Raw genomic sequence first — 12784 nt, 5'->3', positions numbered from 1 at the left:
TTATATGTGTAGTCCTCCTTTCAAGCACAAATAAGTGTGTCTTCAAGCACGTAACCTTATCTTTGTTTAAACAATCTCGTTTAAATTTTAGGCGTTCAATCGATGCCGTATCTCCTATATTTTTTATGAACTATCCAGTTCGTAAAGGAATCCATATGGCTTTAAAAATCGTGTACAAAATCTGCTGTAAATTGATGTTCACAAAACTTTTGTTGCAGCCTGCATCGCTCCACTAACAAGCAAGTTGTTACCACCTACAAGGGCCATCGCTTTTCTACCTACACGAAAGGTTTGAAAGAATTGTTACAACGGCTGCTTGAAGCTGATTGCAAGGATGTGTATATGGAGTCCACGGGTAAATACTGGATTCCAGTGTACAACGTCTTGGAAAAAGACTGTTCAATTGTTCTATCACATCTAAAGTATGTTAAGGTTATCCGCGGTAAAAAGACTGACAAGAAAGATGCTAAATGGATTGCTGGCCTGTTTAAGTATAATCTCGTTGCTGGCAGCTTTATGCCAGCTATGTGACCTTATGCGCTATCGTTACAAGCTAACCTGCTTTATGTCCATTGAGGATTTGGAATCCCGGAAAACAGAGTTAAGAGAACTAATTCTTGCGCTCAGCGTTCCCTATCAGTAAAACTTGGCCTAATCCTAACCGCTCCATCTTTTAAAAACATCTTTTCTGCGATTGCTGTGATCTCAGAAATCGGTGTCAATATGGAATCTTTTCCTTCGGCGAAACACTTGTGTTCTTAGGCAGGCCTTACGCCTGCCAACAACGAAAGTGCAGGGAAGAAAAATCTGTCCGGGTTTCCAAAGCCGGATGCTACATTAAGCAACTTTTAGTGCAATGCGCTAATTCTGTGGTAAGAAGCGAAAGGCACCTTGAAATCCATAACCGCTACCTCCGTTTAAGGAAACGTCGTGGTCACAAGAAGGCAATCATTACAATAGCAAGAATGCTTCTAACGGCATTATACAACATGTTGAAGAAAAATGAACCATACAATGCTGAACTTTACAAAAACTCTCATATTATTCCTGTCAATTGTGAGATTACCGTGGGAAAGCTATACAATTAGCAAAATTCCAAGGTTATAGAATTAAGTCAGCTATTGAATAACCTTAACTTTATTTAATATTAAATTTTTGGCCAGCGAAAGGTGGCCTATTTAGTATACCCTCTAATCTTGCTAAGTGAATTTTTAATATTTTTCAACTTTTTTCTTCTAGAATATTAGCTGATTTTAGATATTGCTTTAGTTTTTCGCTTATTTCTCTCTTATCTACAAAGCTGTCAAGCACAATAACAGGTTTATTTATATCTTTCACTAAATTTGCTAATTCTTTTCCTATAATAATTAAATCAGCCTCTCGTGCAGCCCCTTTTCCAGTAGTTACGTCACTTACCTCAACTTTTGCTGGAACTTTTAATTCTTTCAAAATCTTCTCAGTATTAATTTTTAGAATAACACTACTACCCATGCCGCATCCGCAAATAGTTACTATTTTCAGCATATTGACTTTCACCCTCCCTCTATGATCTTTTATTTTCTTTGTATTTCTCACTCATTCTTAGAATTTCACTAAGACAGCAGTTGAGCATTCATGGGCAATTTGGAATAATATATCATCTCTGTTTATATATGGAAACTGTAAGGTAGTCATAATTAAGGTTGTGTTTAGCTTCCATATTATGGCACTAGGGAATCCACTCTATCTCAGGGGCGAAACCTCCCATGTCTCACTGGCTCGTAGCCTAAATTCCTTCGTTCTGCCTGCCCATGAGGTGGACGTCAGCCAAGCTCCTTTGCTGGGTCTGTGCCCTTATGGTGATTATTCCTGCTGACTTATCCGGCTCACAATTATCAAGGTTCAATTCTAATCTTGAGATATGAATCTATATGATTTAATCTTTTTGTAGCAATAGTTTATGCTGCTTGGGTCGCATCTTTAAGCCTGTGTATATCTTGAAGCATCTTCTCGGGATTATACTCAATGTCTTTTGTCATTACTGCGTAAAATATTCTAATGAGTTTTCCGCATAAGGCTGTGATTGACTGTATCTTTTTTAATGGGTTTATAGATCTGGTTGTATAGTATTTATGGAGTTGTTTGAATTCCTGATTCTTTGCAACTAACGGGAGCATTGCCCTAAACAGTAAGGCTCTCAACCGTTTTCTGCCGCGTTTACTGATTGTGGTTTGCCCTTTATGCTCTCCCGAACTATTTTCTCGCAGGTTAAGCCCTGCAAGTTTTTGTATTTGTTTGGGGTGGCTGAAACGGCTTCGGTTTTTAATTGCCCATATTTTTTGTAGCTGGGTTTCTCTTATCTCATAGGCTTTTCGCATTTCAGCATATATGCCTGTGGAAAAGTATGGTATCAGGTGAACTAGTAATGGCCTATGGGTTCCATCCCAACGATAATTTTATCTTTCCCTGCCTCTATGGCGGTCTTTTTTGCCCATTCATGGAATTATTTAAATCCTCTTTTGTCTGTTCTAAAACCTATTAATTTGCCATACTCTATGCCTCTCCAATCAAAGGCTCGGGCATAGTGTTTTTTCTTTGCGATATCAACTCCGATGATTAATGTTGTTTCTGTTACTTGCGATATTTTGTAGTTTTGTGTATACTTCATATTGAAGGGCCTCCTGTAAATTTTGATTTGTGGCTTTGTAAACTCACATTTCAAATTTTACTTCAAGGCTCTTCTTTTTTCAAAGGTCATTTTATTTCATTACAGGAATGCTCCTGAAATTAATATAGTCTCTCGGCATTCGCCGAATCAGATGGCACAAAGCTTTAATTGAACCATCCTTATTGATTTCCTCCTATTTTTCGGTAGGGGGATTTCCTTTTGATAAGCATCTAACTGGAAATTCACATCTAAAATTTGTTGAGAAATATGTCAAAAGTACTTGACCTTTTCAAAACACCCCCCAAAATCGATTTGGAAGGAATTATTTCCCTTACTAACGGCAAGTAGGATACTTGTTTTGAAACCTGTTATTATCCCGCATGAAACTTACTAAGAGTTTGTCATCAACCAACTGCGAGAACATTTTACCGGCGGACTGCTGGTCCTTGGCGATAAGGACTGGCCCTTATCGCCAAACTGTGGATCACGGACGTGTCTGTCTAGCATAACTACGTTATTACAAGCTGGTTACGGCCTCAGAGGCCCCGCTCCCCGCGATTCTGCCTCCATGTTTCGGCCGTTTTGCTCTTTTTACTGACCAAGAGGAATATCGGTATTACCGCTTGGGTAGATGAGCTGTACCGTGTTCCCCTTTATGCCATTCTCAGCGGTTTTGTACCTGGTGATGTTCCCGGCGTTAGTACATTTTATGATTTCTTTGATCGTCTTTGGGCTACCAGCGGTGACAATTTCAAACCCAGAAAGAAAAAACGTAAGCGTAAACGTAAACCCAAGAAGGGCAAGAAGGGTAAAAAAGCTCCCGCCACTATTCCTGGCCGTTAAAAGCTTAGTCGAATGGATGGTGCGCCATTTGACTAAGTAAAGGGATTTGCCTACGAATCACTTGTTCCTCTTCTTCAAGTCTCAATTCCTAGCGGCTTCGGCAAGGTTTGGTTTGCTCGAAGATATGGGTTCGCTCGGCGTCGCCGGTGACGGCACTCCTGTTACCACCTCAGTCTGTCCCCGCAACAAATCAACTTGTGATTGTTATGCCCAAGGCCTTGTAAAGTACAACCATCCCCGTATTTATTGACAACCCGACTGCAATGTTGACTAGGGCAGCGCACAGGGACGATATTTTAGCGGATACCGCCTGCCTCAACCAAGTCTATATGACTTACCGTTGTATCTACGTCTGCACCCTGCTTCCCGACACGATGCTGTAAGCTTTGTCGTCAGTTTGGTTGAGTTTTCGCAGCGTTTCCTTGGGCATGATATACAAGATCCTGCTTGATGTCGTCCATGACCCGGCCCATCTATGACCTCCTGCTCCATCAGCATATTGAACCTTTTATTGATCTTAATGCACGTAGCACGAAGAACCTTAAAGCCGATGCTAATATTTAGATTTTCTCCGAGGGCATCCAGGTTTGTTCCTGCGGCAAGAAGATGAAGCATGACGGCTTCGACCGCCAAATACGGAAGAACGTTTCACACCTATAGTAAGGATAATCCCCTGTCTCCAAAAAGCCAAGAGGTTTAAAAAAGGAACCTCGTTTATAAACAGCGTACCACCGTCGAGCGAACCAATAAACGAGAGAAGATTGATTACAGGCTGGAATCCAGCCGGCACCGTTCTACTAAGATGTGGTACATCCGTATTTACGGCATCATGATATACCAGCACATGGATGTTTGGTATGTCCATTTAAAAGAAGATCTAAAGAACCTAAAACAACTTATCTTCCCACAGGCTGATCAACTTAATCTTAAAACTTACTTTTTAAATCGAGGCCGTTAGGCTTTTTGGGCATGCCCTTTTTTAAGAGCGACTAAGGAAGGGACAAGTCTCTTGAGCCCCTAACTTCATAATTTCCGGTTGTTTTTATCTGTTTTTAGCAATTACCCCTTTTCTATTCCGAGAGGCTATTAATAAATAATTCATATGATCGTTCTTGCTTTCTCTTTAACAATGTTACATTTTTCTTCAGATTTCTCTGTGCTTTTTAATCTTTTAGTCCATTAATAATTTCAATTCCTGAGCTTGTGCCAATTCTAGTAGCACCTGCTTCAATCATTGTTAATGCCTCTTGTGTCGTCTTTATACCACCAGCAGCTTTTAATCCTGTCGTGGGTTTAATTACTTTTTTTATTAGTTTTACATCTTCAATAGATGTAGATCTTGGAAGCATTGCGCTAAAACCTGTAGATGTTTTTACAAAATCAACATAACATTTTTCTGATATTTCGCAAGCTTTAATAATCTGCTGTTCAGTAAGTAAAGGTGTTTCAATAATTAATTTAGATATGATATCCTGTTCATGGCATTTTCCAACTACACCCGAAATTTCTTCTTCTACAATTTCATACATCTCTGATTTAAAAGCACAAACATTCATAACAAGATCAATTTCTTCTGCTCCCATTTTTATTGCTTCTTCGGCTTCTTTTATTTTGACATTAGGTACATCCATTCCAAGAGGAAAACTAATTACGGTACATACTTTTGTGTTTGAACCCTTTAAAATTTCTGCTGCACAGCTTACCATGTTGGGTAAAATGCATACACTTGCAAAACTATTTGCTTTTGCCTCTTTACAAAAATTAGAAATATAATCTTCGGTCATACCTGGCTTTAAATTTGTCTGGTCAATATATCGTGCTAATTCAGTTCTATTCATTGCCTATCCCCCCATCATCATTAAAACTATCTACTATATTAAAAGCAGAACTTGTAGCAATTCTATCTGCGCCTGCTTCTATCATAGTAATTGCATCTTCTTTTGTCCTCACGCCCCCAGATGCCATTACCTTTAAAGAATTTCCGTATCTATCCTTCACTAACTTTACCTGTTCAGGTGTTGTTACAAAACCATAGCCTGTATTAGTCTTCATAAACGGTATGCCAAGCTCTAATGCGATTTCGCATGCCCTAATTTGCTCATCGGCTGACAAAAGACTTGCAAAATAAATAAGTTTACAAATCCTGCCTTCCATGATATCAACAAAAGGTTTTAATTCTTCTTTTACGTAATTATATTTGTGAGATTTAAAAGCACTAATGTCCATGGAAATGTCTAATTCATCCGCACCATCTTTTAAGGCTTGTTGTGCTTGGTACAATTTAGCTTCATGCGTCATACCACCAAGCGGATAAGAAATTACGCTAACTAATTTTTTCCCTTTACCATGTAAGGTATCCGCATTATATCTAATAAAAAATGGTTCGGTTAAAGTTGCTGCAAAATTATAATTAAGTGTTTTTTTTACAAATTTATCTACTTGGTTTAGGGTTGGTGCAGGAGTTGCTCCCAATGAAGCATCAATGATGCTTTCTACATCTTTCTTAGTTATATTCACATTTTTTCCTCCTATGTGTTATTTTTATTTTACTTACATTACATCTAATTTAGACGACTTTATAATAAATTATTTATATACTTATTAGTTCTAACACCTCCTTAATATTATTACACGTTAAAAGCTTTTCAATATTTTCTTTGCTATCTAGAAAATCTGAAAGCTCTGATAATGCTTTTATGTGATTAGTATTATCAGCAGCTCCTAAGGATACCACTATCCTCACAGGATCATTAGTTGCATTACCAAACTCCACCGGCTCTTTTAATGTTACTAAGCTCATACAAACTTTTTTCACTCCATCTTCCGGACGGGCGTGAGGCATTGCTATACCGGGAGCGATGACAATATAGGGACCAAGTTCTTTGACGTTTTTTATCATTGCATCAACATACCTGGGTTCTGCAAAACCTTCTCTTACTAAAACCTCACCTCCTTTTCTGATTGCCTCTTCCCAATTGCTTGCTTCGACATTCAGTTCTATTGTTTTTTCTGTTAATAAATCTTTTAACACTGGCTGGGCAACTCCCTTCGAGCTGTTATAACTTGTAAGATTTAAAAAACTTGATAATTCTCTTACTAATTCCTGCTGATCTTTTATTATGCAGTGTTTATCTATAATCTTAAGAATTTCTTCCAATTGGTTTTGGTTGGTTGCATATTTTGAATATGTCGGTTGAATTTTCGTTAAAAGTCTGTATATTCTTTCTATATCTTTTTCCGGAAGCAGCGGGTTTACTACGATTTCAGGTATATCCTTACTGCCAGTAGGAATTGTTGAAATTATTAAATCTATTCTTTTATTTTTGCTGCTTTCTTCTATCTGGCGGCTTGCAATCGTGTTTACAACATTTATGTTACTAAATTGGCTTTTGATTCTGGAAGACAAAAGTTTTGCTGTGCCTACACCTGTTCCGCAAACTACAACTGCGTTATATACATTGCTGCATGTAGCTTTGTTTCTCTCAACTGCTGCACCTATATGAATTGCAATAAAACCGGCTTCTTCATCAGGAATCTTTTTGCCTATATAGTTTTCCAATGGTTTTAGAGACAGTTGAACCGCCTTAAATATTTCCGGATAATTGCGTTTAATTTCGTGCAAAATTGGATTTTTAAGAGGCAGATTATGTCTGAGACGATAAATAGTAGGCTCTAAGTGTTTTAAAAGACCGTTGTGCAGCTCTATATCGATTGAAAAATCTCTATTTAACTTTTCTCCTATAGTTTTAATAATTTCGTCTGTTAGAATTTGCAGCTGCAACCACTCTTTACTTGAAAATATATCAGCTTCTGTAACTTTTCCGCCTAATAAATGTATTGTGATGTAGCCGATTTCATCATCAGGAATCTTAATATTGTAGCTTCCTTCTAAAAATGCAACCATACTCGAAGCTACTGCAAATTCTTTGGTAAATTTGAGCCGCGACAATTCTTCTTCCGGCATTACTATATTTTTGTTAAGTTGTATACGCTTTATTGCAAGCGCAAGATGAATTACCAAGCCGGAATATGCATTATCGGCAAATGTTGTTTTTAACTGCTTTTCAGCTAGTTGTATCGACTTTTCTATAGGCAAAATATCAAGGTCTTGGAACAACTTTTTTATTTGCTTATCTGCTACTATATTTATTCTTCGATGAATTGGTGTTTTTATAAGGTTTAGTGCCTTCTCGACTTCCATGTTCTCTGATAAAAGGGAAATCACGGCTCTTCTTAAGTCTTGTTCATATCCTTTTACTTTAAGGCCGAAATGCGGCACAGATTCCAGTTGAAGATTATGATGCGCAAGCCATGTTCTTACTAGTTTTAAATCATTTGAAACAGTGCCTCGACTTACCGACAAAACATCTGCGATTTCATCGATTGTTATATAATCTTTTGCCTGAAAAAGTTCTGTAAGTATCATAGTCTGCCGCTCTTTAGGAGTTAATACATAGTTATAGCTTGTAATTCCTTCAAGTAATGTCATAATTTTTTGTTTTTGAGAAGGCGTAGGCGCATATTCGATTCCGGAATTAGGTTTTCTGATTAATTGCGGCAAATCGTTGGCTTTTAAAAAGTCATCTATTTTGTCTAAATCATATCTAATTGTTCTTGAAGATACTTTGAACTTTTTAGCAAGCTCTGAAATTTTAATCGGTTTTTCTGATGATATAATTTGACCAAGCAACTGCGCGCATCGCTCATCTATCAAATTATAACAACCCCTTTCGTTATGCATTATATATCAGCCTTATTGTTATGAAAAGTCTAATATCTTTCAAAGCAATTGTGGCAATTATATACTATGCTTACACTAAATGCTGAAGCGGCATCTGTCAAATTAAAAATTTGTATAATAGCAATTGAGTACAAAAATAAAAGCCCGGAATCGGCTATTTTTTATATAGGATTTCCGGGCTTATCATTTTCGAATGTAAGAGATATAAAATTATACAGCGGTCTGGTCCTTCTCCACTACCACCGAAACACCATCTGGAATTACTGTAATTTTTGCATTATTTCCTTTGAGTTTAAGTGCCTGCTTTATAGCATCTTCTACTGTGTAGGCATGAATCATGTGGCAGTTCTCAATTATTTTAGGATCACACATATCTGTTACAAATATGACAGTATGCTTATCAAGAATCCTTGATAAAATTTGAAATTCCCATTGATCAGGTGCCGTATCTTCCGGAGGCACCTTTGCTAATCTATCCAAAACTTCTCTGGAGCTTTTTGCACTTTTCATGTTGTTATAAAAAGACTCTCCGCCATGACCATCATTACATATGGGCAGTAACCGCACTTTGTGACAAAACTTCGTTCCGATTTCGTTTTTGATAAGGATGATTTGGCTCAACTATCATCCGATCTTTTCAATTATTGCTTTAAGAAATGCCGGCAGGTCATTAGGATTTCTTGATGTTATCAAGTTTCCGTCTACAACTACTTCTGCGTCTATATATTCTGCACCTGCATTTACAATATCGTCCTTTATCGAGAAAAACCCGGTTAATTTTTTGCCCTTCAGATTGCAGCAAGAAGCCATCATCCATGGTCCATGACAAATAGCAGCTATCGGTTTACCCAGTTTATCCATTTCCCTTACAAAATTCAGTGTATCTTTGTTCCTGCGCATATGATCGGGGGAATATCCTCCGGGTATTACAACAGCATCATAATCCTTTGCATTTACTTCCTTAGAAGAATGGGTGCTTTTTTCAGTAAAACCGCTTTTGCTCGTATACGCCTTATCTTTTTCCGAACCGACTAAATGCACTTCATAACCAGCTTCTTTAAGTCGGTAATAAGGGTATATCAATTCCTTCTCATCAAAAAAATTTTCTATAAGGACAGCTACCTTTTTAATTTTAATCACCCCCTGTACAATATAATTTAAATATTGAGCATCAACTGACAAAATTTGCTAAAGCTCTATCTCAAAAGTCATATCCTCATCTGTTATTATATCTATTATTTCTTCTATATCTATTTCTTTAATAATATCTTGGCTAGTTGCTTCTTCGTAAGTTTTTTGCAAAATAGATGCTTCTTTTTCTAAACCTTTTGAATTAAGGTATGAAATATAGTTATTTAAAAACTCACGATTTACAAGTTGTTTTGCAGACTCTAATACAAGTTGACTGTCATCGACAGTCCTCGGCAATTTCATAAAATATTTCTGCATCGATAGAGCGAGAATTTTTTGGATTGCAATAACATGAGTCCATAGCGACATAAAAAAGAAGGACGTAATGCTTACAATCGCATAACACAGCTCTTCATTTTTGTCTTCGTTTTCTTCTAATATATCTGATAACGTCTCTAATATATCCTTATAAACTTCTCCAATTACTTCTTCTTCCTGCAGCACGGCATCTGCGGCAACTAATATCAAGTCGGGGCAGTATAATTTTAAATAAGATAAATCTTCTTCTGCCACCTCATTTATTGCTGATAAAAACTTTAGAAATAAGGTGTAAATTACGTAGAATGGAAATTTAAATTCCACTTCATTATCCAGCAAATAGTCTAAGTCACTTTCGAAATTGTAAAATGCTTTTATACCGACAAATTCTTCAAAAATCGGATATTCCTCAAATAATGGTTTCAGTTGTAAAAAAGGGTCTTCAGAAGAATCTTCAGATTCACTTTCTGCGATTTGATGAAATTTCTCAACAGCCTCTCCCATTTCCTTAAGGCTTATCTGAAAAAGAACATCAAAAAAGGCGGTTTGCCATGGATCTACAAGTCCAAAATTTATCCAGTTAAAAATAGTCTTTAGTTCATCATCAGTAAAAAAACTAGTACGGATTATGGATGCCAGTTTAAGAAGATATTCATCTATAGACAGGTCTTCAAGCACCTCATCAAATAGATCGTCAAAATTATCGGTATCACTTTCCATCAAAACTTTTGCCGGTATTCGGAAAAGCTTTAGCTCTTCTTTACTGCTGACAAGTTCAAATACATCTTCTATTGATTTTTGTATACTATCCAAATCAAGATCGTTTTCTTCCCAAAGCTCAGAGATAATTTTTGTAATTCTTTTAGTATCGACTTCCTCTGCATCTTCTTGCATTTTAAGGCCAAACATGACACTTATCGCATGTATAAAGTCTTTTCCATATTGATTGATATCAAAATCTTTCCCTAACTCTTTTATTAGCTCTGTTTCGATTTTCTCAATCCTTGGAAGACAGCATTTTTTGTACTTTTTGCCACTACCGCAAATACATTCATCATTTCTTTTTATATCAAATACGTTAGGCATTTAGAAACCTCCATATCATTTCAAAAATATTTGTTCGTTCATATTATTCTATCATGTAAATTTGTCCACCGTCTACTTTTAATTTTAATTACTCGTCAAAATCTGGAACGTATTCATCAGAAGCAGCTCCTTCTTCTTGGATATAACCATTTTTAAGTCCGAGCTTAAAAAAATAATCTATTACTTCATCGTATTCTTTTTTAGAGAGGATTTTATTTATTTCAGGATAATTTTTGGCTTTATAATATGGTGTATATTGAGACATAATACTTATATAAACCCCTTTTGGAAGATTGGCAGATATCCATTGAAGCACTTTTTTTGAATCTTCCACATGCCCAGGCAAAACTAAATGTCTTATAACAAGACCTTTTTTTATAATGCCATTTTCATCAAAAACAGGTTCCCCCACCTGAGAAAACATTTCAAGAATCGCTTGAGTTGCGATATCAAAATAACCGGGTGCCGCGGAATATTTCAAAGCCAAATCATCGCTAAAATATTTTAGGTCCGGAAGGTACACATCTACCCAGCCCGTGAGCATCTTTAACGTTTCGGCTCTTTCATAGGCGTTGGAATTCCACACTATAGGCAATGCAAGGCCTTTTTCTTTTGCAAGCTTTAACGCTTCTATTATTTGAACAGAATAAATAGTGGGAGTCACAAGATTTATATTGTTAACCCCTTTTTGTTGCAATTCTAAGAATATCTCGGCTAAATCCGTTATAGAAACTTCTCTGCCTGCTCCCTCTTGGCTTATTTTAAAATTCTGGCAAAATACGCATTTTAAGTTGCAGTGCGTGAAAAAGACAGTGCCTGAACCATTTTCTCCGCTGATGCAGGGTTCCTCCCATTTATGTGCAAAATACTTTGATACCACTGCGTTTTCCGGCGCCTTGCATGCCCCTTTTTGTCTCCTCGTTCTATCAACACCACAGCAAAACGGACATAGTTTGCATTCTTCTAATATGTTTTTTATCATCAGGCAGCACACCTCTTAATACTAAAGTAATTTATCTGCCAAATTAGATTAGGTACTATTGATATCGGCTTCTTGACTATTATATGAAATACTCGTTTTGAGAGCAAGCTGCTTTATTAGTTATCTTCAATAAATTCTATTCGTTTAATCTAACTAAATCTAAGTGCTGATGTATTAAAACTTCATAAAGATTAGTGGCCATATTGCTTGTAATAGCAATCACAGGGGCTCTGTCTAAATACCCTCTTTCCCAAGAGAATCTATGAAAGTTGTTGTTTTCCCCCGGTTCTTCGAATACATATTACATATGCTATTTCCTCATTTTTTAATATTTTTGCTACTATTTCTGAAACTTTCATAGACTCCTACTCTCTCCTATCTTTAATATAAATTATATATGAATCATCGCATTATTTACAAGCATAATGAAATTTAATTATTTTTATGTTTATTTTACTATAAAGCACAATTTTGTACAAAAAAATATTGCCGCAACATGCAGCAATAAGATTTTTGCTCTGTTTCTATTAATCCTCATAGAATTCTTTAAGCATCCTATTTATATCTTTTTTAGCTTTTGCAGTCTTTTCTTTTGCAACTTTATCTTCGAAAAGGTATCTGAACAACATATGTTGTCACCTCCACTGATAATGATTTTCAATCTCAACTAAATTATAGTATGAAAATCATTATCAGTCAAGTGGTTTTAAAAAATAACTTTTTTGGCTTTTTCGACTAGAAGACTGTCTAGCTGCATATTCCTAGAAATTCTTGATAGATATCGCACAACTCACCAGCTTCTTTTTTTGATGGCATTTCACTTACAATTCTCAGAAGCGGTTCTGTTCCGGATAATCTTGCAGAAATCCACCAACTATTTTCTTATCATTTATCTTGAAATTCCGAAGGCGTCATTCCAACAACTTTTTTAAATAATATCGGGTAGGAGGCTAATCATTAATTGAGTAGCCGACCTCCCACACCACCGTACATACCGTTCGGTATACGGCGGTTCCAAAGTTTACACGTTACTTCG

8 protein-coding genes and 4 pseudogenes are annotated in these 12784 nt (G+C 36.5%); 1 reads left to right on the top strand and 11 read right to left on the bottom strand.

The annotated features are described in order from the left end of the window. Positions 1–155: 155 nt before the first annotated feature. Positions 156–1129, top strand: a pseudogene (locus BUE08_RS10935) (IS110 family transposase). 92 nt (positions 1130–1221) lie between these two features. On the opposite strand, the gene BUE08_RS04355 reads toward BUE08_RS10935, so the two are convergent. The 11 genes and pseudogenes from BUE08_RS04355 to BUE08_RS10930 all read right to left on the bottom strand — a co-directional run. Beyond that, complete coding sequence (locus BUE08_RS04355) at positions 1222–1524, bottom strand: PTS sugar transporter subunit IIB (protein ID WP_286680423.1); 303 nt, start codon at positions 1522–1524, stop codon at positions 1222–1224. Positions 1525–1937: 413 nt separating this feature from the next. Then, positions 1938–2647: pseudogene (locus tag BUE08_RS10990) on the bottom strand (transposase). 1158 nt (positions 2648–3805) lie between these two features. Beyond that, complete coding sequence (locus tag BUE08_RS04340; RefSeq protein WP_286680421.1) at positions 3806–4105, bottom strand: hypothetical protein; 300 nt, start codon at positions 4103–4105, stop codon at positions 3806–3808. A gap of 548 nt (positions 4106–4653) precedes the next feature. Beyond that, on the bottom strand, positions 4654–5328 hold the full coding sequence (gene deoC / locus BUE08_RS04335) for a deoxyribose-phosphate aldolase (protein WP_286680420.1): 675 nt from the start codon (positions 5326–5328) through the stop codon (positions 4654–4656). Then, complete coding sequence (gene deoC / locus BUE08_RS04330; protein WP_286680419.1) at positions 5321–6007, bottom strand: deoxyribose-phosphate aldolase; 687 nt, start codon at positions 6005–6007, stop codon at positions 5321–5323. Before deoC (BUE08_RS04330) ends, deoC (BUE08_RS04335) begins: the two co-directional genes overlap by 8 nt. A gap of 73 nt (positions 6008–6080) precedes the next feature. Next, positions 6081–8204, bottom strand: coding sequence for a BglG family transcription antiterminator (locus BUE08_RS04325; protein ID WP_286680418.1), 2124 nt, complete (start codon positions 8202–8204; stop codon positions 6081–6083). 237 nt (positions 8205–8441) lie between these two features. Next, positions 8442–8792, bottom strand: a pseudogene (locus tag BUE08_RS04320) (nickel-dependent lactate racemase); the annotation flags it as partial. A gap of 63 nt (positions 8793–8855) precedes the next feature. Continuing rightward, positions 8856–9362, bottom strand: coding sequence for a type 1 glutamine amidotransferase domain-containing protein (locus BUE08_RS04315; RefSeq protein ID WP_353682083.1), 507 nt, complete (start codon positions 9360–9362; stop codon positions 8856–8858). A gap of 57 nt (positions 9363–9419) precedes the next feature. Continuing rightward, positions 9420–10766: an SEC-C domain-containing protein gene (locus BUE08_RS04310; protein ID WP_286680415.1), complete on the bottom strand. Its 1347-nt coding sequence runs from the start codon at positions 10764–10766 to the stop codon at positions 9420–9422. A gap of 88 nt (positions 10767–10854) precedes the next feature. Next, complete coding sequence (locus BUE08_RS04305) at positions 10855–11748, bottom strand: radical SAM protein (RefSeq protein WP_286680414.1); 894 nt, start codon at positions 11746–11748, stop codon at positions 10855–10857. A 747-nt stretch (positions 11749–12495) separates the two neighbouring features. Further along, positions 12496–12618, bottom strand: a pseudogene (locus tag BUE08_RS10930) (hypothetical protein); the annotation flags it as partial. Positions 12619–12784 lie beyond the last annotated feature (166 nt).

It is taken from the genome of Tepidanaerobacter sp. EBM-49 (assembly GCF_001896645.1).
Classification (GTDB): domain Bacteria; phylum Bacillota; class Thermosediminibacteria; order Thermosediminibacterales; family Tepidanaerobacteraceae; genus Tepidanaerobacter; species Tepidanaerobacter syntrophicus.
The sequence above is the reverse complement of the archived record's forward strand: the minus strand, read 5'-3'. Positions and strand labels throughout refer to the sequence as shown.

Bases quoted from the DNA above. Each gene is read 5' to 3' on its own strand.
- BUE08_RS04310 (WP_286680415.1), bottom strand. From the start codon at position 10,766: ATGCCTAACGTATTTGATATAAAAAGAAATGATGAATGTATTTGCGGT.
- BUE08_RS04305 (WP_286680414.1), bottom strand. From the start codon at position 11,748: ATGATAAAAAACATATTAGAAGAATGCAAACTATGTCCGTTTTGCTGT.
- BUE08_RS04355 (WP_286680423.1), bottom strand. From the start codon at position 1,524: ATGCTGAAAATAGTAACTATTTGCGGATGCGGCATGGGTAGTAGTGTT.
- deoC (WP_286680420.1), bottom strand. From the start codon at position 5,328: ATGAATAGAACTGAATTAGCACGATATATTGACCAGACAAATTTAAAG.
- BUE08_RS04340 (WP_286680421.1), bottom strand. From the start codon at position 4,105: ATGCTTCATCTTCTTGCCGCAGGAACAAACCTGGATGCCCTCGGAGAA.